The following is a 23682-nucleotide window of genomic DNA, read 5'->3' as shown; positions in this document are numbered from 1 at the left end:
ACGCCGGTCTTCAGCGCCTCCTACAGCGGCCTGTTCAAGTCCTTCTTCGACGTGCTCGACAAGGACGCGCTGACCGGCAAGCCGGTCCTGATCGGTGCCACCGGCGGCACCGGACGGCACTCGCTGGTGCTGGAACACGCGCTGCGCCCGCTGTTCGCCTACCTCCGCGCCGTCGTCGTCCCCACCGGGGTCTACGCCGCCTCCGAGGACTGGGGCGCCGAAGGACTCGCCGAAAGGACCGACCGGGCCGCGGCGGAACTCGTCGCGCTGATGAGCGGACCGCCGGTGGTCGCGCGCCCCGCCCAGCCGGCCTTCGAGTTCCGCCCGCCCGCGCCCACCGTGCCGAGCACCAGGGGCCGGTGACCCCGGCCCGGCAGCGCGCCCCGCACCGGCCGAGGCCGACGCCGGGAGTCATGTGACCTGACTCGCCGTGAGCCGGGCCCCTCACGCGTACCCCGAGAGACGCACCAGCAAGACGTACCGGAAAGACGCACCCCAGAGAGACGACGGAGAGGACAGCACGATGGACACTCAGGACACGGCGCCGGCGACCGGGTTCGACCCGGACGCGTTCCTCGTCGTCCCGCCCAGGACCTTCGAGGACCTGCACGTCGGCGAGGTGTTCCGGGCCCCCAGCCGGACCCTGACCGACGCCCACGCGGCGGCCTTCCAGACGGTCTCCGCGGACAACCACCCGGTGCACTACGACGCCGAGTGGGCGCGCCGGCACGGGCACTCCGCGCCGGTGGTGCACGGCCTCCAGGTGCTGGCGTTCACCGCGCCGGGCGCCACGCTGTTCCCCCACTTCATCGGTGAGGTGTTCATCAGATTCCTGGAGGTGTCCTGCACGTTCCTGGCCGAGGTGCACTCCGGGGACACCCTGTACCCGGCCCTCACCATCACCGGCCTGGAACCGCGCGGCGACGACGGTGTCGTGGTGACGCAGGCCACCATCCACAACCAGCGCGGCGAACTCGTGCTGTCCGGACAGCACAAGTACCTGCTCCGGTGCGGTTAGACACGGACGGACACCGGGCCGGGGGCGGGCTCCGTCGCTCCCGTAGCGGGGACAGCCCTGGTCGGCGAGGTCGCCGGCCAGGGCTGAGCCATGAGCGGTGTGCGATCTTTCGATGATCTCGGGCATCCGGAGAGGACCGGCCTTTGTCGTCGCCGTCCGGGAGGGAACCCGCGTGTCCGTACCTATACGCCCCGTTCGACGTGTGCGGAACGACCGACGTTTCGATCTGCGCACGACCGCCTTGTTCTTCCTGCTGCTCGCGGTCCTGTTGTGCCTCCTCGCGCTGGTGGTGCGGACGGCCGCGGGCATGGTGGAGCGGCGCCCGCTGTGGGCCGGGGTCCTGGCGGTGCTCGGCATCGCCGCCGCCGTGACGGGCCGGTCCAGGTGGCGCCGGTTCTCCGCCGCGAAGTACGCGCGCCGGACCGCCCGCGCACTGGAGGAAGCGGCCGCGGAGGCAGCCGTTCCGCTGCGGCCGGCCGCGGAGGCGGCGGTTCCACCGCGGCCCGCCCCGGAGGCAGCCGTACCGGCGTGGCCGGCAGGCGAGGAGACGGCCGGTGGGGAGCCGGCCGGTGAGGAGACGGCCGGTGAGGAGACGGCCGCGTTCCCCGGCGGTGTGGTGGACTGCGCCGAGCTCGAGCCCGACGGTTTCGAGGAGGCCATAGCCGACCTGTGCGCCCGTGACGGGTGCCGGGAGGTGGAGGTGGTGGGCGGCGCCGGCGACCTGGGGGCGGACGTCACCGCGCTCACCCCGGACGGACGGCGCGTGGTGATCCAGTGCAAGCAGTACGGTCCGGCCAACAAGGTCGGCTCGCAGGACCTCCAGCGGTTCGGCGGAACCTGTTTCACCATCCACGAGGCCGATGTCGCGGCGGTCGTGACCACGAGCGACTTCACCACGCCCGCTGTCGAGTACGCGCGCCAGTGCGGCATCGTGTGCGTGGACGGCGACGCCCTGGACGCCTGGTGCCGCGGTACGGGGCCGAGTCCGTGGGACGGAGCGGGCATCGCGTGCTGACCGTGCGGGGCACTTCCCCATCCACAAGGCGCGGGCGCTCGGATAACATGATCGAACTCACGACAAGCACGCCCTCATTGCCCGACCTCGCCGGAAAACCACACAACACCCAACACATCGGCCAAACAATTGATATCTAGAGCATCGCGGGTCATTCCGCCACCAGACAACAGAAGTTCGTTCGCCGCGTGGCGTCGACCCCGGACGGTGCTCTGGGCCACGGCCGGTGTGGTGACCCTCGCGTTCCTCGTCGCGCTGGAGATCGCCGCGCGCCACTACGGTCTGCCGGGGCCGGTCACCTCTCAGGTGCGGGAACTGGTGTTCCCGCCCAAATCGGGGTTCCTGCTGTACGCCAGCATGGCGTTGACGATGGTGGTCCTCACCTGGCGGGAACGGTTCCTCGCGCTCGGCGCGGCGATCGGCATCGACGTCGTCTTCCTGCTGGCGCGGTGGGCGGCCGGCGCCGACCTGACCGACGGCGGCCATCCCTTCGGCAACGGCGCGTTGTGGGTCATCGTGGGCTGCGCGGTCATCGCGGTCACGCGCCGCACCGGCAGCGAACGCCTGCTGCTGCTCAAGGGCGTCGGGCTGGGCCTGCTGCTGGTGGCCGGCCGCAAGACGGGCGACACCTGGCTCCTCATCACGTCGAAGACCCGCCCGACGGTGCTCGACCCGTACGTCGCGACCGCCGACCACGCGCTGGGCGACCCGTCGTGGGTGGTGGGCCGGATCGTCCGGGCCACCGGCACGGTCGGCGCCCACACCCTCGACTACGTCTACGCCCAGCTCGCGGTGGCCGCGGTCGTCGTCGCGATGTACCAGCTGCGCCACGTGGCGGCCGAGCGCCGCTTCCCGCGCCACCATCTGGTGCGCACGTTCCTGGTCATCGGGCTCCTCGGGCCGGCCATCTACATGATCTTCCCGGTGGTCGGGCCGGTCTTCGCCTACGGCGCCGACGGCGGGCACTGGGCGGTCGCCGCCCTGTGGCCGGACACGCCGTCGCCCCTCGGTACCCCGCACCCCATACCGTTCGACGGGATCACCCCGCGCAACTGCATGCCCAGTCTGCACACGGCGTGGGCCACCGCGATCTTCGTCCACTCCCGCAAGGGACCGCGTTTCCTGCGCTACGCGGGCACGTTCTGGCTGATCGCCACGCTCACCGCCACACTCGGATTCGGCTACCACTACGGCGCCGATCTCATCGCCGGCGCGGTGTTCACGCTCACCATCGAGGCGGCGCTGCGCGCGTACGACCGGGGCTGGGACCGGTCCGGAATCCAGCTGGTCGCCCACGGTACGGCGGTATTCGCCGCGCTCCTGCTGTCGTACCGCTTTCTGCCGGTGCGAATGGCCGCGCACCCGTGGCTGTTCGGCCCCCTTCTCCTGCTGGCGATGCTCTCGGTGGTCCACGGCTTCGTACGGACCACCGCACTGTGGGAACCGAAGCCCGCTCCCGCTCCCCTACCGCAACCGGAACCGCAGCCGGAACTGGGAGCCGTCCCTTAGCCCACGCTCTTTGTCCTCTCAGTGGAAGAAGTTCCCGGGAATCCGTGCACAACTTCTTCCCAGGTTCGGCGGCCACTGCTACGTTCCCTGTCGAAAGCCCGACACTGGTGGCCGCAAAGGGCGGGGAGGGGCACGTGAGACGCATGACGGCACGACCGGCCAACGCGCACCAGGCCCGCCTGTTGAAGCTGCTGCGGGACGGCGGCCCCAACTCCCGGGCCCAGCTGGGCGACCAGGTCGACCTGTCGCGGTCCAAGCTGGCCGTGGAGGTGGACCGGCTGCTGGAGACGGGCCTGGTGGCGGCCGACGGACTCGCCGCCTCGCGCGGTGGCCGGCGCTCCCACAACGTCCGGCTCAACCCGGACCTCAGGTTCCTCGGTGTCGACATCGGCGCGACCTCGGTCGACGTCGCCGTCACCACCCCGGAACTGGAGATCCTCGGCCATCTCAACCAGCCCATGGACGTGCGCGAGGGGCCGGTAGCGGTCTTCGAGCAGGTCCTGGACCTGGCGGGGAAGCTGAGGGCCGCGGGGCTCGCCGAGGGCTTCGACGGCGCCGGCATCGGCGTCCCCGGACCGGTCCGCTTCCCCGAGGGCGTACCGGTCGCCCCGCCGATCATGCCCGGCTGGGACGGCTTCCCCGTCCGGGAGGCGCTCAGCCAGGAGCTCGGCTGCCCGGTCATGGTCGACAACGACGTGAACCTCATGGCGATGGGAGAACAGCACGCGGGGGTCGCCCGTACCACGGCCGACTTCCTCTGCGTCAAGATCGGCACCGGGATCGGCTGCGGCATCGTCGCGGGCGGCCGGGTGCACCGGGGCACCACCGGAAGCGCCGGCGACATCGGCCACATCCAGGCGGTGCCCGACGGCCGGCCCTGCGCCTGCGGCAACCGGGGCTGCCTGGAAGCACACTTCAGCGGCGCGGCCCTGGCCCGGGACGCGGTGCACGCGGCCGGGCAGGGCCTGTCCGCCGAACTCGCGGCCCGGCTGGAGGCGAACGGCACCCTCACCGCCGTGGACGTCGCCGCCGCTGCCGCCGCGGGGGACGCCACCGCCCTCGAACTGATCCGTGAGGGCGGCACCCGGGTCGGCCAGGTCATCGCCGGACTCGTGTCCTTCTTCAACCCGGGCCTGGTGGTGATCGGCGGCGGGGTGACCGGCCTCGGCCACACCCTGCTCGCCGCGATCCGCACCCAGGTCTACCGCCAGTCACTGCCGCTGGCCACCGGCAACCTGCCCATCGTCCTCGGAGAGCTGGGACCGAGCGCCGGAGTCATCGGCGCCGCCCGGCTGATCAGCGACCACCTCTTCTCACCCGCGTAGACGCCCCACCCGCGCCACCCGTCACCACCCCGCCCGCGCAAGCCCGTCAGCGTTCCGCCCGCGCGAACCTCAGCGTTCCGTGCGTGCGAGCGAACCACCGTTCCGCCCGCCCACGCACCCGGCCCGCATCAGCGACCCATCCCCCGCACCGCCGCACCACTCAACTTACTCGTGTAACGCCGCTCCCTGGCCGCAGGGCGCTCGCCCCGCTACGCCCTGACACCGGTCCGCACGCCCGCCGAGGGGACTCACATGGCACCAGAACCACCGCTGCTCAGCATGTCCGGAATCACCAAGTCGTTCCCCGGAGTCCGCGCTCTGGACGGCGTCGACCTCGACGTCCAGGCCGGGGAGGTGCACTGCCTGCTCGGCCAGAACGGCGCCGGGAAGTCCACCCTCATCAAGGTGCTGGCCGGCGCCCACCAGCCGGACGGCGGCGGCATCCACTGGCGCGGCGAGCCGGTCACCCTGCGCTCCCCGATCGCGGCCATGCGCCTCGGCATCGCCACCATCTACCAGGAACTCGACCTGGTGGAGCACCTGTCGGTGGCGGAGAACGTCCACCTCGGCCACGAGCCGACGGCCGCCGGGTTCGTCGTCCGCGTCAAGGCCGCGCGCGCCGCGACGGCGGCGCTGCTGAAGCGGCTCGGGCATCCCGAGATCGATCCGGCCCGTCTGGTCGGGGAGTTGTCGGCGGCGCAGCAGCAGATCGTGTCGATGGCGCGGGCCCTGTCCCACGACGTACGGCTCATCGTGATGGACGAACCGTCCGCCGCGCTCGACCCCGACGAGGTCGACAACCTCTTCCGGATCGTCGGCGATCTCACCGCCGACGGGGTCGCCGTCGTCTACATCTCGCACCGGCTGGAGGAGATCCGCCGCATCGGCGACCGGGTGACCGTGCTCAAGGACGGCCGGGCCGTCGCCGGCGGGCTGCCCGCGAAGACCACGCCGACCCGGGACGTCGTCGCCCTGATGACGGGCCGCAGCGTGGAGTACGTCTTCCCCGGGCGGCCCGCCCGGGCGCCGGAGGCCGAGCCCGTCCTCCAGGTGCGGGGCCTCGCCCGGGACGGGGAGTTCGCGCCGTTCGACCTCGATCTGCGCCCGGGTGAGATCGTCGGGCTCGCCGGCCTGGTCGGCTCGGGTCGCTCGGAGATCCTGGAGACCGTCTACGGGGCGCGCCGGCCGACCGCGGGCGACGTCGTCGTCGGTGGGCGCAGGCTGCGCACCGGGAGCGTCCGTGCCGCCGTGCGCGCCGGGATAGGGCTCGCGCCCGAGGAGCGCAAGGCGCAGGCCCTGCTGATGCTGGAGTCCGTCACGCGGAACGTGTCGGTGTCGTCCCTGTCCCGCTTCTCGCGGGGCGGCTGGATCGACCGGCGCGGCGAGCGCGGCGCCGCGCGGGCGGCGACCCGGGAGCTGTCGCTGCGCCCCGACAACCCGGACGTGCCGGTGCGCACCCTGTCCGGCGGCAACCAGCAGAAGGCCGTGCTCGCCCGCTGGCTGCTGTGCGGCTGCCGGGTGCTGCTGCTGGACGAGCCCACCCGCGGCGTCGACGTCGGCGCCCGCGCCGAACTGTACGCGGTGGTGCGCCGGCTGGCGGACGAGGGCCTGGCCGTCCTGCTGGTCTCCAGCGAGGTGCCCGAGGTGCTGGGCCTCGCCGACCGCGTACTGGTGCTCCGCGAGGGCCGTGTCGTGCACACGGCGCCCGCCCAGGAGCTGGATGAACACCGAGTCCTCGACCTCGTCATGGAAGGAAGCCCGGCGTCATGACGCAGCATGTCTCCCCGCCCCGGGACACCGCCGGCCCGACACCGCCGGCCCGGCTCCCCGTCTGGCGCGGCCTGCCGGCCCGCGCCGACCTGCGCACCCTCTCCCTGCTCGGGGTGCTCGCCGCGCTGGTCGTCATCGGCGGCGTCACCAAGCCCGACGAGTTCCTCGACACCCGCAACCTCCAACTGGTGCTGACCCAGGCGTCGGTGATCGGCGTGGTCACCGTCGGCATGACGTTCGTCATCACCTCCGGCGGCATCGACCTGTCGGTCGGCGCCATCGTCGCCCTGGCCTCCGTGTGGGCGACCACGGTCGCCACGCAGGAGTACGGCTTCGCCGGAATCCTGTTCACGGCGGTGGTCGTGGGCCTCGGCTGCGGTCTCGTCAACGGACTGCTCGTCGCGTACGGCGGGATGGTCCCCTTCATCGCCACCCTCGCCATGCTGGCGTCGGCGCGCGGTCTCGCCCTGCAACTCACCGACGGCAAGACGCAGATCGTGACCGTCGACGGCATCCTGAACCTAGGTGAGCGCGACTCCTATGTGCTCGGCGTCCCGCCGCTGGTCCTGGTGTTCGCGATCGTGACGGTCCTCGGCTGGCTGCTGCTCAACCGCACGACCTTCGGCCGGCGCACGGTCGCCGTCGGCGGCAACGCCGAGGCGGCCCGCCTCGCCGGCATCGACGTCCGCCGCCAGCGGCTCTACCTGTACCTGCTGTCCGGGCTGTGCTGCGGCATCGCCGCCTTCCTGCTGATCGTGCTCTCCGGCTCCGGCCAGAACACCAACGGCAACCTGTACGAACTCGACGCCATCGCGGCCGCCATCATCGGTGGAACCCTGCTCAGCGGGGGCCGCGGCACCGTCACCGGCTCCGTGCTCGGCGTGCTGGTCTTCACGACGATCACGAACATCTTCGCCCTGAACAACCTCCAGAGCGACGTCCAGCAGATCGCCAAGGGCGCGATCATCGTCGCCGCCGTCCTGGTCCAGCGCCGTACCGCGAGCACGACCTGAGGAAAGGGTTCACCACCATGTCACAGCTGACGAGCCGCAGAGGACTGCTCTTCGGGACCGCCGCCGTCTCCGCCGGTGCCTTCCTCGCAGGTTGCACGAGCAACGAGACGAAGGAGGAGAAGACGGCCGCGAACGAGCAGCCGGCCGCCGACGACAAGCCCGGCAGGCACGTCACCATCGGCTTCGCCGGACCGCAGGCCGACCACGGCTGGCTGAACGCCATCAACGACAACGCCAAGAACCGGGCGAAGAAGTACTCCGACGTCACCCTGGAGATCACCGAGGGCTCCAACGACACCGCCCAGCAGATCGGCCAGATCGAGACGCTGATCAACAAGAAGGTCGACGTCCTGGTCGTGCTGCCCGCCGACGGAAAGGCCCTGACCCAGGTCGGCCTCAAGGCGATGCGCGCCGGCATCCCGGTCGTGAACCTGGACCGCGTCTTCGACTCCGCGCAGGCCTACCGCTGCTGGATCGGCGGCGACAACTACGGCATGGGGCTCAACGCCGGGCACTACATCGGCGAGAAGCTCAAGGACAAGCCGGACGCCCGGGTCGTCGAACTCGCCGGCCTGGACAACCTGGAGCTGACCAAGCAGCGCACCCAGGGCTTCGACGACGCCTTGAAGAACTACCCGAACATCAAGAAGGTGGCCCGGCAAGCGGCCGAGTTCACCGTCGAGTCCGGTCAGGCCAAGATGGCCCAGCTGCTCCAGGCGCAGCGGAGGTTCGACGCCCTGTGGAACCACGACGACGACCAGGGCGTGGGCGCGCTGCGGGCCATCCAGCAGGCCGGGCGGGACGACTTCCTGATGGTCGGCGGCGCGGGCGCCCTCTCCGCCTTCCAGGCCATCAAGCAGGACGACGGCGTGCTCAAGGCGACCGTCCTGTACCCGCCGACCATGGCGGCCTCCGCCATCGACCTGGCCCGCGCCCTCGGCCAGGGCAAGGGCGTCGGCGGTCTCGCCGAGTTCGAGATCCCGGCGTCCCTGACCCTGTACTCGGCCGTGGTCGACAAGACCAACGTCGACCGGTACATGCCCACCGGCTTCCGCTGAGCCGGCCCGCCCGCCCGCACCCCCCACCGCGCCACGACGAACGCGCCCCGACGACGAGGAGGACGAGCGCATGGAACAGCCGCAGCAGTCAGCCGGCCCCGAGGCCGCACCGGAGAGGGCCCCGGGGGCCGCACCGGGGACGGCACCGGACGGGGCCCCCGGAGCCGGGAGACCGCCGCTGCGCGTCGGCATGGTCGGCTACGCCTTCATGGGCGCCGCCCACTCCCAGGGCTGGCGTACCGTGGGCCACGTCTTCGACCTGCCCCGCCGGCCGGTGCTGGCCGTGCTCTGCGGACGGGACGGCGCCGCCGCCCGGGCGGCGGCCGAGCGGCACGGCTGGGCCGCCGTGGAGACCGACTGGCGCGCGCTGATCGCCCGGGACGACGTCGACCTCGTGGACATCTGCACCCCTGGTGACAGCCATGCCGAGATCGCGGTGGCCGCGCTCGCCGCCGGCAAGCACGTGCTGTGCGAGAAGCCCCTCGCGAACACCGTCGCCGAGGCCGAGGCCATGACGCGCGCCGCGGAAGAGGCGTACGGGCGCGGGCGGGTGGCGATGGTCGGCTTCAACTACCGCCGGGTTCCCGCGACCGCGCTCGCCCGCCGGATGATCGCCGGTGGCCGGCTCGGCACCCTGCGGCACGTCCGGGTGACGTACCTCCAGGACTGGCTGGCCGACCCCGCCTTCCCGCTGACCTGGCGGCTGCGCAGGGAGCACGCCGGTTCCGGCGCGCTCGGGGACCTGGGGGCGCACATCGTGGACCTCGCCCAATACCTGGCGGGCGAGCCGCTGGCCGGGGTGTCGGCGCTGACGGAGACCTTCGTCCGGGAGCGCCCGCTGCCCGGCGGCCCGGGCCGCGGTCTGGCGGCCGGGTCCGCGACGGGCACCCCGCAGGTGAGCACCGGCACGGTGACCGTGGACGACGCCGCCGTGTTCACCGGCCGGTTCGCCTCCGGTGCCCTCGCCGCCTTCGAGGCCACCCGGTACGCCACCGGCCGCAAGAACGCCCTGCGCGTCGAACTCAACGGGGAGCGCGGCTCGCTCGCCTTCGACCTGGAGCGGCTGAACGAGCTGTGGTTCCACGACGCCACCGGGCCCGGCCCCGAGGCGGGCTTCCGCCGCATCCTCGTCACCGAGCCCGAGCACCCGTACCTGGACGCCTGGTGGCCGCCGGGCCACGGCCTCGGCTACGAGCACACCTTCGTCCACCAGGCCCGCGACCTGGTCCACGCCGTCGCCGCGGGCACCCGCCCCGACCCCTCCTTCGCCGACGGACTCCAGGTGCAGCGCGTCCTGGCCGCGGTGGAGGAGAGCGCCGAGAAGAACTCCGTCTACACGCCTGTCGCGAGCTGAAGGAGGCCGCGCTCATGCCGCGCCCGTTCACGCTGTTCACCGGCCAGTGGGCCGACCTGCCCCTGGCCGAGGTCTGCCGGCTCGCCCGCGACTTCGGCTACGACGGCCTCGAACTCGCCTGCTGGGGCGACCACTTCGAGGTCGACAAGGCCCTCGCCGACCCCGACTACGTGAAGTCCCGGCACCAGCTCCTCGACTCCTACGGCCTGAAGTGCTGGGCGATCTCCAACCATCTCGTCGGCCAGGCGGTCTGCGACGCCATCATCGACGAGCGGCACCGGGCCATCCTGCCCGACGCGGTGTGGGCCGACGGCGACCCGGAGGGCGTACGGCGGCGCGCGGCCGACCGGATGAAGGACACCGCCCGTGCCGCCGCGGCCTTCGGCGTCGACACCGTCGTCGGCTTCACCGGGTCGGCGATCTGGCACCTGGTCGCCATGTTCCCGCCCGCGCCCGAGTCGATGATCGAGCGCGGCTACGAGGACTTCGCCGACCGCTGGAACCCGGTCCTCGACGTCTTCGACGCCGAGGGCGTACGGTTCGCGCACGAGGTCCACCCCAGCGAGATCGCCTACGACTACTGGACCACCCACCGCGCCCTGGAGGCGGTCGGCCACCGCCCCGCCTTCGGGCTGAACTTCGACCCCTCCCACTTCGTGTGGCAGGACCTCGACCCGGTCGGCTTCCTGTGGGACTTCCGCGACCGGATCTACCACGTGGACTGCAAGGAGGCGCGCAGGCGCCTCGACGGCCGCAACGGGCGCCTCGGCTCCCACCTGCCGTGGGGGGACCCGCGCCGCGGCTGGGACTTCGTCTCGGCCGGACACGGGGACGTGCCCTGGGAGGACGTCTTCCGGATGCTGCGCTCCATCGGCTACGGCGGGCCCGTCTCCGTGGAGTGGGAGGACGCCGGGATGGACCGGCTCCAGGGCGCTCCCGAGGCCCTGTCCCGCCTGAAGGCCTACGACTTCGAGCCGCCGTCGGCCTCGTTCGACGCGGCGTTCGCCAACTGACGTCCCGCGTCGGTTGATGCACGGCTCCGGGACGACGGCGCGTCCCGGCGTACTCACCCGCCCCGTACAACCAGCCCCACTCTGGAGGCCTTTCGTGCACGGGAACGATCGCACCACCCGCACCGGAATCCGCAGACCACGCCTGCGCAAGGCGCTCGCCCTGTTCGGCGGCGCGCTCCTCGCGGGCGCCACCCTCACCCTCACCTCGCCCCAGGCCGGCGCAGCCGTCGCCGGCCAGGACCCGGCCGCGGCGGCCGAGGACTTCCAGCAGGTCACCCTCGCCAAGGGCGAGGCGGAGACCGGGGAGCCCATGTCCCTCGCCGTCCTCCCGGACCGCTCGGTCCTGCACACCTCGCGTGACGGCGAGCTGCGCCTGACGGACGCGGCCGGGAACACCAAGATCGCCGGCAAGCTCGCCGTGTACTCCCACGACGAGGAGGGCCTCCAGGGCGTCGGCGTGGACCCCGGCTTCACGACGAACCGTTTCATCTACCTCTACTACGCGCCCCCGCTGAACACCCCGGCGGGCGACGCGCCCGAGACCGGAACCGCCGCCGACTTCGCCCCCTTCGACGGCGTCAACCGCCTCTCCCGCTTCGTGCTGAACACCGACGGCACCCTGGACACGGCCAGCGAGAAGAAGATCCTCGACGTCCCCACCACGCGCGGCCTGTGCTGCCACGTCGGCGGTGACATCGACTTCGACGCGGCCGGCAACCTCTACCTGTCGACGGGCGACGACACCAACCCCTTCCAGTCGGACGGCTACACCCCGATCGACGAGCGCGCGGACCGCAACCCCGGCTTCGACGCCCAGCGCACCGCCGGCAACACCAACGACCTGCGCGGCAAGATCCTGCGCATCAAGGTCGGCGCCGACGGCTCCTACTCGATCCCCGACGGCAACCTCTTCCCGCCCGGGACGGACAAGACCCGGCCCGAGATCTACGCGATGGGCTTCCGCAACCCGTTCCGCTTCAGCGTCGACAAGGAGACCGGCATCCTCTACGTCGGCGACTACGGCCCCGACGCCGGCGCCGCCGACCCGAAGCGCGGCCCGGCCGGCCAGGTCGAGTTCGCCCGGGTGACCAAGCCGGGCAACTTCGGCTGGCCGTACTGCACGGGCGCCAACGACGCCTACGTCGACTACGACTTCGCGACCAATGCCTCCGGTGCCTCCTTCGACTGCTCCGCCCCGAAGAACACCTCCCCGCACAACACCGGCCTGACCGACCTTCCGCCGGCCCAGCCCGCCTGGATCCCCTACAACGGCCCGTCGGTCCCCGAGTTCGGCGACGGCTCCGAGTCCCCGATGGGCGGCCCGGTCTACCACTACGACCCCGCGCTCGACTCGCCGGTCAAGTTCCCCGAGGCCTACGACGGCGACTTCTTCGCCGGTGAGTTCGGCCGCCGCTGGATCAAGCGCATCAGCAGCGACGCGGACGGCACCGTGCGGTCCATCAAGGACGTGCCGTGGACCGGCACCCAGGTGATGGACATGGCGTTCGGGCCCGACGGCGCGCTGTACGTCCTCGACTACGGCGTCTCCTGGTTCGGCGGCGACGAGAACTCGGCGCTGTACCGCATCGAGAACGCCACCGACGGCCACTCGCCCGTCGCCCAGGCGGCGGCGAGCCGCACCTCCGGCCAGGCGCCGCTGAAGGTCCAGTTCTCCTCGCAGGGCACGAGCGACCAGGACGGCGACGCGCTCACCTACAGCTGGGACTTCGGCGACGGGACGCGGTCGACCGACGCCAACCCCACGCACACCTACCGCAAGAACGGCACCTACACCGCGACCGTGACCGCGAAGGACCCCTCGGGCCGCACCGGCGGCGCCAGCGTGCAGATCGTCGTCGGCAACACCGCGCCCACGGTGGTGCTCCAGACCCCGAAGGACGGGCAGCTGTTCAGCTTCGGTGACGCCGTCCCCTTCACCGTGAAGGTGACCGACCCCGAGGACGGCCGCCGGATCGACTGCGCCAAGGTCAAGGTCACCTTCGTCCTCGGCCACGACACCCACGGCCACCCGCTCACCTCGGCCACCGGCTGCACCGGCACCATCCAGACCAGCGCCGACGGCGGCCACGACGAGGACGCCAACATCTTCGGCGTGCTGAACGCCGAGTACACCGACAACGGAGGCGGCGGCCAGGCCGCGCTCACCTCGCACGACCGGAGCGTCCTCCAGCCCCGCCACCGCCAGGCCGAGCACTTCGGCGACAGCTCCGGCGTCTCGGTGATCGCCAAGGAGACGGCGCACGGCGGCAAGACCGTCGGTGACATCGACAACGGCGACTGGATCTCCTTCACGCCGTACGTCCTGGGCAACGCCAAGAAGATCACCGCGCGCGTCTCCTCCGGCGGCGCGGGCGGCACGCTGGAGGTCCGGGCCGGCTCGGCGGGCGGCACGCTGCTCGGCAAGGCGACCGTGCCGGTGACCGGCGGCTGGGAGACCTTCCAGGACGTCCAGGCCGACCTGTCCCGCGCCCCGCGCGGCACCACCACCCTCTACCTGGTGTTCAAGGGCGGCAGCGGAGCCCTGTTCGACGTCGACGACTTCACCTTCACCACCGGCTGAGAGGAGCGGCACATGCGCACAGTGACCGCCGTCGCGACGGCCGCGCTGCTCCTCGGCTGCGCCGCGGCACCGGCCGCCTCGCACGGCACGGACGGCACGGACGGCGCCAAGCGGGTGCTGGTCTTCTCCAAGACGGCCGGCTTCCGGCACGATTCGATCCCCGAGGGCGTGGCCGCGGTGCGGCAGCTCGGCGCGAGCGGCGGCTTCACGGTCGACGCCACCGAGGACGCGGGCGCGTTCACCCGGTCCACCCTGCGGCGCTACGACGCCGTGGTGTTCCTGTCGACCACCGGGGACGTCCTCGACAGCGCCCAGCAGGCGGCGTTCGAGGACTACGTCCACCGCGGCGGCGGCTACGTCGGCGTCCACGCGGCGGCCGACACCGAGTACGACTGGGCGTTCTACGGCGGCCTCGCCGGCGCGTACTTCCAGTCGCACCCGGCGATCCAGCCGGCCACCGTGCGGGTCGAGGACCGCGCCCACCCGGCGACCTCGGGGCTGGCGCGGACCTGGAACCGGACCGACGAGTGGTACAACTACCGCTCCAACCCCCGGGACCGGGCCCACGTCCTCGCCTCGCTCGACGAGTCGTCGTACACCGGCGGCACCATGAACGGCGACCATCCGATCGCCTGGTGCCAGGAGTACCAGGGCGGCCGGGCCTTCTACACCGGCGGCGGCCACACCAAGGAGTCGTACGCGGACCCGGAGTTCCGCCGGCACCTGCTGGGCGGCATCCGGTACGCCATCGGCGCCGCCCAGGCCGACTGCCGGCCGGAGAGCGGATACACCAGCCTGTTCGACGGTGACTCCCTCGACGGCTGGCGGCAGGCGGGCCCCGGCTCCTTCACCCTGTCCGACGACGGCACGCTCACCTCGTCCGGCGGGATGGGCCTGCTCTGGTACGCCGGCCGCAGCTTCGGGTCGTACTCCCTGAAGCTCGACTGGAAGGCGGCCGGCGACGACAACTCGGGCGTGTTCGTGGGCTTCCCGCCCTCGGACGACCCGTGGTCGGCCGTGGACAACGGCTACGAGATCCAGATCGACGCCACCGACGTCCCGGAGAAGACCACCGGGTCCGTCTACGGCTTCCGCTCCGCCGACCTGAAGAAGCGCGACCGTGCGCTGAACCCGCCGGGAGAGTGGAACACGTACGAGATCCGGGTCCAGGGCGAACGCCTGCGGATCTGGCTCAACGGCGTGAAGATCAACGATTTCACCAACACCGATCCGGCCCGGAGCCTCACCGACGGGCACATCGGCATCCAGAACCACGGAGCCGGTGACGAGGTGTCCTTCCGCGACATCCGGATCAGGGAACTGCCCGCCAAGGGCCACTGAACGGCGGCGGGCGGGAGACGCCGGACTCCCGCCCGCCGTCACCACCTCCGCACGCCCGAACCCCCCACGCACGGCGTTCATCCCCACCGCTTGCGGTGTCCGCGCTCGACAAGGAGGCTGCCCATGTCCGCGCCCCCCGCCCGTTCCCCGCGTGCCGGCGTCTGGCTGATCGGCGCCCGCGGCTCCGTCGCCACCAGCGTCGTCGCGGGCTGCGCCGCGCTGACGGCGGGCCTGCACCCGCCGACGGGCCTGGTCACCGAGGGCCCGGCGTTCGCGGGAAGCGGCCTGCCCGCGCTGTCGTCCCTGGTCTTCGGCGGCCATGACACCACGGACTGCCCCCTGCCCAAGCGGGCCGAACAGCTCGCCGCCGGCGGCGTCCTCCCGCCCGGCCTCCCCCCGGCCGTCGCCGCCGAACTCGCCGCCGCGGACCGGGAGATCAAGCCTGGCGGCCCCCTTCCCGGCGACACCCGCACCGCGGAGGAACTGATCACCGCCTTCGCCGAGGACCTGCGCGGCTTCGTCCGACGGCACGGCCTGGCCCGTGCGGTGGTGGTGAACGTCGCCTCCACGGAACCGGCCGCGACCGGGACGGAGCTGCCGCCCAGCTCCCTCTACGCGGCGGCCGCCCTGCGCGCCGGCTGCCCGTACGTCAACTTCACCCCCTCGACCGGACTGCACCACCCCGCGCTCGCCGCCCTCGCGGCCTCCAGCGGGCTGCCCCACGCCGGCCGGGACGGCAAGACCGGGCAGACGCTGCTGCGCAGCGCGCTCGGCCCGATGTTCGCCCAGCGGGCGCTCGCCGTGCGGGCCTGGTCCGGGACCAACCTCCTCGGGGGCGGGGACGGCGCCGCGCTCGCTGACCCGGCCGCCGCCGCGGCGAAGAACGCCGGCAAGGAGCGGGTCCTCGCCGACACCCTCGGCACGGTCCCCGAGGGCGAGGTCCACATCGACGACGTACCGGCGCTCGGCGACTGGAAGACCGCGTGGGACCACATCGCCTTCGACGGCTTCCTCGGCACCCGCATGGTCCTGCAGACCATCTGGCAGGGCTGCGACTCGGCCCTGGCGGCGCCCCTCGTCCTGGACCTGGCCCGGCTGACGGCCCGCGCCCACGAGACCGGCCGCGCCGGCCCGCTCACCGACCTGGCCTTCTACTTCAAGGACCCGGTGGGCGGCGCACCGGCCGCCCTGGCCGACCAGTACACCGCGCTCCAGCGCTTCGCCCGCGAACTGGGAACCCCGCAGTGAGCCGCCGGCCCGGCACCGGCCGCGACGGCACCCCAACACCGGGCGGGCGGCGGCTGCGGGCGTGGGCCGAACTGCTGCGGCTGCCCGCCCTGTTCACCGTTCCCGGGGACGCGCTCGCCGGAGCGGCGGCCGCGGGCGCCCGGCCGGGGCGCGCGAGCCTGCTCGCCATCGGTTCGTCGGTGTGCCTGTACGAGGCCGGTATGGCGCTGAACGACTGGGCCGACCGCGCCGAGGACGCCGTGGAGCGCCCGCACCGGCCCCTGCCGTCCGGCAGGGTGCGCCCCGCCGCCGCCCTCACCGCGGCCTGTGCCCTCACGGCCGCCGGGCTCGCCCTGGCCGCCCGCGCGGGGCGCCCGGCGCTGGCGGTCGCCACTCCGCTCGCGGCCACCGTGTGGTCGTACGACCTGCTGCTCAAGCGGACCCCGGCGGGCCCGGCCGCGATGGCCGCCGCCCGCGCCCTGGACCTGCTGCTCGGCGCCGCCGCCGGTGCCGGACGCGTCCGGCCGGCCCTGCCGTCGGCGGCCCTGCTCGGCACCCACACGCTCGCGGTCACGGCCGTCTCGCGCCAGGAGACCCGCGGCGGCTCCCCGACCGCCCCGCTCGCCGCGCTGGCCGCCACCGCCGCCGTGACCCGGCTGCTCCCCGGCCGCGCGCTCACCACCGCGCTCGCCCTCGGCTACGCCGGGACCGCGGCCCGCCCCTACCTCCACGCCTCCCTCAACCCGTCACCCCCGCTCACCCAGCGCGCGGTCGGCGCCGGCATCCGCGCCACGATCCCCCTCCAGGCCGCCCTCGCCGCCCGCGCCGGAGCCGGGGCGACGGCCCTGTTCACGGCGGCCCTCGGCCCACTGGCCGCCCGCACGGCGAGAAGGGTGAGCGTCACATGAACCCGCCCCGCACCCACCAGCACACCAACACCGCCACCGCCCAGGCCACGGCGCCCCGCCCGCCGGCCACCCTCACGCGGTCGGAAACACCCGCACCCGAACCGGCACCACCGCCCCGGCACGCCGTCCCCCGGCCCACCGGCCGCCCGCACGGCGAGAAGGGTGAGCGTCACATGAACCCACCCCGCACCCACCAGCACACCAACACCGCCACCGCCCGCGCCCGCAGCGGCACCCGCACCCGCACCACCGCCCCGGTCACGGCGCCACCCGGCCCGCCAGCCACCCGCTCGGCCGGCAACACGCGCGCAACCGGCACCGCCTGCATCCGCACCACGGCTCCGGGACCGGGCGGCCAGGAAGAGGCGTGTCGCATGGGGCCGCCGGTCGTGGAAGGGAGCCCCGCGTGAACCCCCCGCGCTTCGGCTACGGCACCAACGGTCTCGCCGATCTCCGGCTGGACGACGCCCTCGCCCTGCTGGCCGACCTCGGGTACGACGGTGTCGGGCTGACCCTCGACCACATGCACCTCGACCCGCTCGCCCCCGGCCTCGCCGGCCGCACCCGGCGGGTGGCCCGGCGGCTGGCCGGGCTGGGGCTCGACGTGGCCGTGGAGACCGGCGCCCGGTACGTCCTCGACCCGCGCCGCAAACACGGTCCCTCGCTGCTGGACCCGGACCCCGAGGCCCGTGCCCGGCGCGTGGACCTGCTGCTGCGGGCGGTGCGGGTGGCCGCCGACCTCGGTGCCACGGCCGTGCACTGCTTCAGCGGAATCGTTCCGCCGACCGATCCGGGCCCGGCCCCCGCGTGGGAGCGGCTCGCCGTCTCCCTCTCCCCCGTCCTCGACGCCGCCGAGGCCGCCGGCGTGCCCCTCGCCGTCGAGCCCGAACCCGGCCACCTCCTCGCGACCCTCGCCGACTTCCACCACCTGCGCCGCCTCCTCGGCGACCGGCCCGCGCTCGGCCTCACCCTCGACATCGGCCACTGCCAGTGCCTGGAGCCGCTGCCGCCCGCCGACTGCGTACGCGCCGCCGCGCCCTGGCTGCGGCACGTGCAGATCGAGGACATGCGGCGGGGCGTGCACGACCACCTCCCGTTCGGCGAGGGCGAGATCGACTTCCCGCCCGTCCTCGCGGCGCTCGCGGCCACCGGTTACCGGGGCCTGACGGTCGTGGAGCTGCCCCGCCACTCCCACGCCGGCCCGCACCACGCCGCCGCCTCCCTGCCGTTCCTGCGCCGCGCGAGCGCCCGTACCCCGGCCACCGTGCACGAAGGGAGCACCCCGTGACCCGTTCGACCGCCGCCGCGGCGCCCTCGCCCGACGCGCTGCGCGACCACCTCGAAGCCCACCTCGAACCGCCCGCGCGCGCCTGGCTGCGCGGAGCGCTGGCCGAGGCCGCCGACCACCCCGGCGGACACGGCCCGATCTCCGCCTGGGAGCTGCGGCTGGCCGAGGCCGGCCGGCGCTGCGGCAGCCGGCACGCCGACGCCGCCCGTGTCCTGATCCTGTGCACGGCCCACGCCGGCCTCGCCGCCGTCACCCGCGTCTACCGGCAGGGCACCGCCGCCGAACGGCGGGCCGTGCTGCTCGCCCTGCCCCACCTCGTCCCCGGCCCCGACGCGCTGCCCCTCGTCGAGGACGCCCTGCGCACGAACGACACCCGGCTGCTCGCCGTCGCCGTGGGCCCCTACGCGGCCCGCCACCTCGACGCCCACGGCTGGCGGCAGGCCGTACTGAAGTGCCTGTTCACCGGCGTCCCCGTGGAGGCGGTGGCCGGTCTCGCCGAGCGGGCCCGCGGCGACGCCGAACTCGCCCGGATGCTCACCGACTTCGCGGCCGAGCGCACGGCGGCCGGCCGCCCCGTCCCCGACGGCCTGTACCGCGTGCTCGCGCACGCCACCGCGGAGTCCGGCAAGGAGGTCTCCTGATGCGCCTGTTCGACCCGCACATCCACATGACGTCACGGACCACGGACGACTACGAGGCCCTGCGCGACGCGGGGGTCCGCGCGGTGGTCGAGCCGTCGTTCTGGCTGGGCCAGCCCCGCACCTCCCCCGCCTCCTTCCTCGACTACTTCGACTCGCTGCTGGGCTGGGAGCCGTTCCGCGCGGCCCAGTACGGCATCGCCCATCACTGCACGCTCGCCCTTAACCCGAAGGAGGCCAACGACCCGCGCTGCGCCCCCGTCCTGGACGAGCTGCCGCGCTACCTCGTCAAGGACCAGGTCGTGGCGGTGGGCGAGATCGGGTACGACGCGATGACCCCGGCCGAGGACAAGGCCCTCGCCGCCCAGCTCCAGCTCGCCGCGGACCACGGCCTGCCCGCGCTGGTGCACACCCCGCACCGCGACAAGCTCGCCGGTCTGCGCCGCACGCTCGACGTCGTCCGCGAGTCCGCCCTGCCCGTCGACCGGGTCCTGGTCGACCACCTCAACGAGACGACCGTGCGGGAGGCCAAGGACAGCGGCTGCTGGCTCGGTTTCTCCGTCTACCCGGACACCAAGATGGACGAGCGGCGGATGGTGGCGATCCTGCGCGCCTACGGCCCCGAGAAGGTCCTGGTGAACTCGGCCGCCGACTGGGGCCGCAGCGACCCGCTGAAGACCCGCCGGGTGGCCGACCTGATGCTGGCCGAGGGCTTCACCGAGGACGACGTCGACCGGGTGCTGTGGCGCAACCCGGTCGCGTTCTACGGCATGAGCGGTCGGCTGGAACTGGAGGTCGTCCCGCCCGAGCCCACCCACGAGGGCAACTCCCTGCTGCGCGGCGGGGAGTGAGCGATGCGCTTCCGCCACCCGGACGGTACGACCGTCCACCTCGCCTACTGCACCAACGTCCACCCCGCCGAGACCCTCGACGGCGTCCTCGCCCAGCTGCGCGACCACTGCGAGCCCGTCCGGCGCCGGCTCGGCCGCGACCGGCTCGGCATCGGCCTGTGGCTCGCCCATGACGCGGCCCGCGCGGTGGACACCGACCCGGCCGCGCTGCGAGCCCTGCGGCGGGAACTCGACCGGCGCGGTCTGGAGGTCGTCACCCTCAACGGCTTCCCGTACGAGGGCTTCGGTGCCGACGAGGTCAAGTACCGCGTGTACAAGCCCGACTGGGCGGACCGCGAGCGTCTGGAGTACACCACCGCGCTCGCCCGTGTCCTGGCCGCGCTGCTGCCCGACGACGTCACCGAGGGCAGCGTCTCCACCCTGCCGCTCGGCTGGCGCACCACCTGGAGCGCCGACCGCGCCGCGGCGGGCCGGGCGGCGCTGCGCACCCTCGGGCAGCGCCTGGACTCGCTGGCGGAGCTGACCGGCCGCTCGGTCCGCGTCGGCCTGGAACCGGAGCCGGGCTGCATCATCGAGACCACGGCGGACGCCCTGGCACCGCTCGGCGCCGTCGGCCACCCCCGCGTCGGCGTCTGCGTCGACACCTGCCATCTGGCCACCTCGTTCGAGGACCCGGCGGCCGCGCTGGACACGCTCGCCGCGTCCCCGGTGCCGGTGGTGAAGGCACAGCTGTCGGCCGCGCTGCACGCCGAGCACCCCGGCCGGCCCGAGGTGCGTACCGCGCTCGCCGGCTTCGCGGAGCCGCGCTTCCTGCACCAGACCCGCGCGCTCACCGGCGCCGGGGTGCGCGGCACCGACGACCTGCCCGAGGCCCTGGCCGGCGGGCCGCTGCCGGCGGACGCGCCCTGGCGCGCCCACTTCCACGTCCCGCTGCACGCGTCCCCCACCGCGCCGCTGACCAGCACCCTCCCCGTGCTCCGCGCGGCCCTCGCCCGGCTCGTCGGCGGGCCGCGCCCGCTCACCCGGCACCTGGAGGTCGAGACGTACACCTGGCAGGCGCTCCCGCCCGGCCTGCGCCCGCGCGGCCGGGACCGGCTCGCCGACGGCATCGCCGCCGAACTTGCCCTCGCCCGTGACCTGTTGACCGACCTGGGCCTGAAGGAGCTGCCATGACCGAGCGGACCCCCACCCCGCTCCTCGTCCTCGACGTGGTCGGCCTCACCCCCCGCCTCCTGGCGCACATGCCCCACCTGGAGGCCCTGGCCGCCGCGGGTTCCCGGGCGCACCTCGGCACCGTGCTGCCGGCGGTCACCTGTGCCGCCCAGTCCACCTTCCTCACCGGCGCGCTCCCCGCCGAGCACGGCATCGTCGGCAACGGCTGGTACTTCCGGGAGCTCGGCGAGGTGCTGCTGTGGCGCCAGCACAACGGCCTGGTCGCCGGGGACAAGCTGTGGGACGCCGCCCGCCGCGCCCACCCCGGCTACACGGTCGCCAACATCTGCTGGTGGTACGCGATGGGCGCCGACACCGACATCACCGTCACCCCGCGGCCCGTCTACTACGCCGACGGCCGCAAGGAGCCCGACTGCTACACCCGGCCGCCGGCCCTGCACGACGAACTCACCGACAGGCTCGGCACCTTCCCGCTGTTCCGCTTCTGGGGACCGGGCGCGGACCTGGTGTCCAGTCAGTGGATCATCGACGCCACCCGGCACGTCCTGCGCACCCGGCAGCCCGACCTGACTCTCTGCTACCTGCCGCACCTCGACTACGACCTGCAGCGCCACGGCCCGGACGACCCGCGCTCCCTGAAGGCCGCCGCCGGCCTCGACGCGGCCCTGGCCCCGCTGCTGGACGACGCCCGCGCCGAGGGCCGTACCGTCGTGGTGCTGTCCGAGTACGGCATCACCCCGGTGAGCCGGCCCGTCGACATCAACCGCGCCCTGCGCCGCGCCGGCCTGCTGGAGGTCCACACCCAGGACGGCATGGAGTACCTGGACCCGATGGCGTCCCGCGCCTTCGCGGTGGCCGACCACCAGATCGCCCACGTGTACGTCCGCCGCCCCGAGGACCTGGCGGCCACCCGCGCCGCCCTCGACGGCCTGCCCGGCATCGAACACCTCCTGGACGACGAGGGCAAGAAGGCCCACCACCTCGACCATCCGCGCTCCGGCGAGCTCGTCGCCGTCGCGGAACCGGACGCCTGGTTCACGTACTACTACTGGCTGGACGACGCCCGCGCTCCCGACTTCGCGCCCCTCGTGGAGATCCACCGCAAGCCCGGCTACGACCCGGTCGAGCTGTTCATGGACCCCGAGGACCCCTATGTGAAGGTCAGGGCGGCGACGGCGCTGGCCCGCAAGAAGCTCGGCCTGCGCTACCGCATGGCGGTCGTCCCCCTCGACCCCTCACCGATCCGGGGCAGCCACGGCCGCCTCCCCGCGAGCGACGACGACGGTCCGCTCCTGTTGTGCTCCACCCCCCGCGCCGTCGGCGACCGCATCGCGGCCACCGACGTGAAACCGCTCCTGCTGCACCTCGCCGGTCTCACCGCCGACGACCCGTCCAGAGAGAGGCACCCGTGAACATCAGCCAGCACACCGACGAAGACCTGCGCCGCAGCCTCGGCATCGGCCGCCGCCGCTTCCTGAGCACCTGCACCGCCGTCGCGGCCGGCGCCGTCGCCGCCCCCGTCCTCGGCGCCGCACCCGTCCAGGCGGCGCCCCAGGCCGCTCCCCGGGCCGCGGCCGGCGGCAAGGGCCAGGCCCTGGTGCCCGAGGACAAGCGCGGCATCATCCTCTACACCGTCCGCGACGCCGTCGGCCGGGACCCGCTGTCCACCTCGCTGCCGTCGGGCTTCCGCGCCGTGTTCGAGCAGCTGGCCCGGTTCGGCTACCGCCAGGTGGAGTTCGCCGGCTACGGCCAGCACGCGAACGCGCCCGGCGGGGCGAACCTGGAGTCCGTCCAGGGCGCGAAACTGCTGCGCCGCTGGCTCGACGACGCCGGCCTGCGCGCCCAGGGCAACCACGGCTTCATCCCCGGTTCCTGGCCGCTGACCAGCGCCGATCTGGACACCTTCAAGAAGCACCTGGAGATCGCGAACATCCTCGGCATGGCGCACATGGGCACCGGCGCCGACCCCACCAGCAGCCGCTACAAGGCGGACTGGGACGTGGCCGCCGACAAGTGGAACGCCCTCGGGGAGATCGCCCGCCACGCGGGCCTGAAGCTGTACACCCACAACCACGACGCCGCCTACGACTTCCTGCTGGACGGCGGCCCGCTGGACGCCCAGGGCAGGCCGACCCGCAGCTCCGGCGTCCGCAAGCTGGAGTACTTCCTGTCCGTCACCGACCCGAAGCTGGTCTGGCTGGAGATGGACGTCTTCTGGGCGCACGTGGCCCAGTACAAGTTCCGCACCTACACCGCCCACGACGGCTCCACGCGCACGAACGTCTTCGACCCGGCGGGCCTGGTCACCTGCCACGACAAGCGGTACCCGCTCTTCCACGCCAAGGACGGCACCGTGAACACGACGAACGGCATGGGGTACGACATGGTCCCGTTCGGCACCGGGGTCATCGACTACACGACGTTCTTCTCCCGCGTGGGCCACCGCAACTACCACAACCCGATGGTCGAGCAGGACAACGCCCCGAGCACGGCCAACCCGGCCCAGTCCCTGGAGCACGCGGCCATCGGCTACCGCAACCTGGCGGCACTGCGCCGCTGACCCCCCTCCTGGCAACGGCCGGCCCCCCGTGCCGACGGCC

Annotated in this window: 21 protein-coding genes; all 21 read left to right on the top strand. The window is 73.4% G+C overall.

Annotated elements, in window-relative coordinates; genetic code table 11:
- On the top strand, positions 1-363 hold a 363-nt coding region (locus tag AB0947_RS30830; RefSeq protein WP_366753635.1), incomplete at its 5' end, for an NAD(P)H-dependent oxidoreductase.
- Positions 364-523: 160 nt separating this feature from the next.
- Positions 524-1018, top strand: coding sequence for a MaoC family dehydratase (locus AB0947_RS30825; protein ID WP_366753634.1), 495 nt, complete (start codon positions 524-526; stop codon positions 1016-1018).
- Between the two features lie 202 nt (positions 1019-1220).
- Positions 1221-2033: a restriction endonuclease gene (locus AB0947_RS30820; protein WP_366753633.1), complete on the top strand. Its 813-nt coding sequence runs from the start codon at positions 1221-1223 to the stop codon at positions 2031-2033.
- Between the two features lie 207 nt (positions 2034-2240).
- Complete coding sequence (locus tag AB0947_RS30815) at positions 2241-3542, top strand: phosphatase PAP2 family protein (RefSeq protein WP_366753632.1); 1302 nt, start codon at positions 2241-2243, stop codon at positions 3540-3542.
- A 143-nt stretch (positions 3543-3685) separates the two neighbouring features.
- A complete protein-coding gene (locus AB0947_RS30810; protein WP_366753631.1) occupies positions 3686-4867 on the top strand; it encodes an ROK family protein in 1182 nt (393 codons plus the stop codon).
- Positions 4868-5119: 252 nt separating this feature from the next.
- Positions 5120-6637: a sugar ABC transporter ATP-binding protein gene (locus AB0947_RS30805; protein WP_366753630.1), complete on the top strand. Its 1518-nt coding sequence runs from the start codon at positions 5120-5122 to the stop codon at positions 6635-6637.
- Positions 6634-7650 (top strand): ABC transporter permease, encoded by a 1017-nt coding sequence (locus AB0947_RS30800; protein ID WP_366753629.1) that lies wholly within the window; start codon positions 6634-6636, stop codon positions 7648-7650. Before AB0947_RS30805 ends, AB0947_RS30800 begins: the two co-directional genes overlap by 4 nt.
- A 17-nt stretch (positions 7651-7667) precedes the next feature.
- Positions 7668-8708, top strand: coding sequence for a substrate-binding domain-containing protein (locus AB0947_RS30795; RefSeq protein ID WP_366753628.1), 1041 nt, complete (start codon positions 7668-7670; stop codon positions 8706-8708).
- 70 nt (positions 8709-8778) lie between these two features.
- Positions 8779-10062 carry a Gfo/Idh/MocA family oxidoreductase gene (locus AB0947_RS30790; protein ID WP_366753627.1) on the top strand — a complete coding sequence of 428 codons (1284 nt, stop codon included), beginning with the start codon at positions 8779-8781 and terminating at the stop codon, positions 10060-10062.
- Between the two features lie 14 nt (positions 10063-10076).
- Positions 10077-11075, top strand: a complete 999-nt coding sequence (locus tag AB0947_RS30785) for a sugar phosphate isomerase/epimerase family protein (RefSeq protein ID WP_366753626.1) — start codon at positions 10077-10079, stop codon at positions 11073-11075.
- A 94-nt stretch (positions 11076-11169) separates the two neighbouring features.
- Positions 11170-13656, top strand: a complete 2487-nt coding sequence (locus AB0947_RS30780; RefSeq protein WP_366753625.1) for a PQQ-dependent sugar dehydrogenase — start codon at positions 11170-11172, stop codon at positions 13654-13656.
- A gap of 12 nt (positions 13657-13668) precedes the next feature.
- The gene (locus AB0947_RS30775) at positions 13669-14997 is read left to right on the top strand and encodes a ThuA domain-containing protein (protein WP_366753624.1); all 1329 of its coding nucleotides are present in this window, start codon (positions 13669-13671) and stop codon (positions 14995-14997) included.
- Positions 14998-15120: 123 nt separating this feature from the next.
- The gene (locus AB0947_RS30770) at positions 15121-16245 is read left to right on the top strand and encodes an inositol-3-phosphate synthase (protein WP_366753623.1); all 1125 of its coding nucleotides are present in this window, start codon (positions 15121-15123) and stop codon (positions 16243-16245) included.
- A complete protein-coding gene (locus AB0947_RS30765) occupies positions 16242-17132 on the top strand; it encodes an SCO3242 family prenyltransferase (RefSeq protein WP_366753622.1) in 891 nt (296 codons plus the stop codon). The genes AB0947_RS30770 and AB0947_RS30765 overlap by 4 nt, the downstream gene beginning before the upstream one ends.
- Positions 17129-17542, top strand: a complete 414-nt coding sequence (locus AB0947_RS30760; RefSeq protein WP_366753621.1) for a hypothetical protein — start codon at positions 17129-17131, stop codon at positions 17540-17542. Before AB0947_RS30765 ends, AB0947_RS30760 begins: the two co-directional genes overlap by 4 nt.
- Positions 17539-18420: a sugar phosphate isomerase/epimerase family protein gene (locus AB0947_RS30755; protein ID WP_366753620.1), complete on the top strand. Its 882-nt coding sequence runs from the start codon at positions 17539-17541 to the stop codon at positions 18418-18420. The genes AB0947_RS30760 and AB0947_RS30755 overlap by 4 nt, the downstream gene beginning before the upstream one ends.
- The gene (locus tag AB0947_RS30750; protein WP_366753619.1) at positions 18417-19061 is read left to right on the top strand and encodes an EboA domain-containing protein; all 645 of its coding nucleotides are present in this window, start codon (positions 18417-18419) and stop codon (positions 19059-19061) included. Before AB0947_RS30755 ends, AB0947_RS30750 begins: the two co-directional genes overlap by 4 nt.
- Entirely contained in the window at positions 19061-19909 is an 849-nt protein-coding gene (locus AB0947_RS30745) for a TatD family hydrolase (RefSeq protein ID WP_366753618.1), read from the top strand. Before AB0947_RS30750 ends, AB0947_RS30745 begins: the two co-directional genes overlap by 1 nt.
- Positions 19910-19912: 3 nt before the next feature.
- The gene (gene eboE, locus AB0947_RS30740) at positions 19913-21082 is read left to right on the top strand and encodes a metabolite traffic protein EboE (protein ID WP_366753617.1); all 1170 of its coding nucleotides are present in this window, start codon (positions 19913-19915) and stop codon (positions 21080-21082) included.
- On the top strand, positions 21079-22494 hold the full coding sequence (locus AB0947_RS30735) for a nucleotide pyrophosphatase/phosphodiesterase family protein (protein ID WP_366753616.1): 1416 nt from the start codon (positions 21079-21081) through the stop codon (positions 22492-22494). The genes eboE and AB0947_RS30735 overlap by 4 nt, the downstream gene beginning before the upstream one ends.
- Positions 22491-23642 carry a sugar phosphate isomerase/epimerase family protein gene (locus tag AB0947_RS30730; RefSeq protein WP_366753615.1) on the top strand — a complete coding sequence of 384 codons (1152 nt, stop codon included), beginning with the start codon at positions 22491-22493 and terminating at the stop codon, positions 23640-23642. Before AB0947_RS30735 ends, AB0947_RS30730 begins: the two co-directional genes overlap by 4 nt.
- Positions 23643-23682 lie beyond the last annotated feature (40 nt).

This window comes from Streptomyces sp. NPDC047841 (assembly GCF_040704085.1).
In the GTDB taxonomy this organism is placed as follows: Bacteria; Actinomycetota; Actinomycetes; order Streptomycetales; family Streptomycetaceae; genus Streptomyces; species Streptomyces argyrophylli.
The sequence above is the reverse complement of the archived record's forward strand: the minus strand, read 5'-3'. Positions and strand labels throughout refer to the sequence as shown.

What these genes read in the sequence shown, in the direction of transcription:
- AB0947_RS30825 (WP_366753634.1), top strand. Translation starts at nt 524, where the DNA reads ATGGACACTCAGGACACGGCGCCGGCGACCGGGTTCGACCCGGACGCG.
- AB0947_RS30810 (WP_366753631.1), top strand. Translation starts at nt 3,686, where the DNA reads ATGACGGCACGACCGGCCAACGCGCACCAGGCCCGCCTGTTGAAGCTG.
- AB0947_RS30805 (WP_366753630.1), top strand. Translation starts at nt 5,120, where the DNA reads ATGGCACCAGAACCACCGCTGCTCAGCATGTCCGGAATCACCAAGTCG.
- AB0947_RS30800 (WP_366753629.1), top strand. Translation starts at nt 6,634, where the DNA reads ATGACGCAGCATGTCTCCCCGCCCCGGGACACCGCCGGCCCGACACCG.
- AB0947_RS30795 (WP_366753628.1), top strand. Translation starts at nt 7,668, where the DNA reads ATGTCACAGCTGACGAGCCGCAGAGGACTGCTCTTCGGGACCGCCGCC.
- AB0947_RS30790 (WP_366753627.1), top strand. Translation starts at nt 8,779, where the DNA reads ATGGAACAGCCGCAGCAGTCAGCCGGCCCCGAGGCCGCACCGGAGAGG.
- AB0947_RS30785 (WP_366753626.1), top strand. Translation starts at nt 10,077, where the DNA reads ATGCCGCGCCCGTTCACGCTGTTCACCGGCCAGTGGGCCGACCTGCCC.
- AB0947_RS30775 (WP_366753624.1), top strand. Translation starts at nt 13,669, where the DNA reads ATGCGCACAGTGACCGCCGTCGCGACGGCCGCGCTGCTCCTCGGCTGC.
- AB0947_RS30770 (WP_366753623.1), top strand. Translation starts at nt 15,121, where the DNA reads ATGTCCGCGCCCCCCGCCCGTTCCCCGCGTGCCGGCGTCTGGCTGATC.
- AB0947_RS30760 (WP_366753621.1), top strand. Translation starts at nt 17,129, where the DNA reads ATGAACCCGCCCCGCACCCACCAGCACACCAACACCGCCACCGCCCAG.
- AB0947_RS30745 (WP_366753618.1), top strand. Translation starts at nt 19,061, where the DNA reads ATGCGCCTGTTCGACCCGCACATCCACATGACGTCACGGACCACGGAC.
- eboE (WP_366753617.1), top strand. Translation starts at nt 19,913, where the DNA reads ATGCGCTTCCGCCACCCGGACGGTACGACCGTCCACCTCGCCTACTGC.
- AB0947_RS30735 (WP_366753616.1), top strand. Translation starts at nt 21,079, where the DNA reads ATGACCGAGCGGACCCCCACCCCGCTCCTCGTCCTCGACGTGGTCGGC.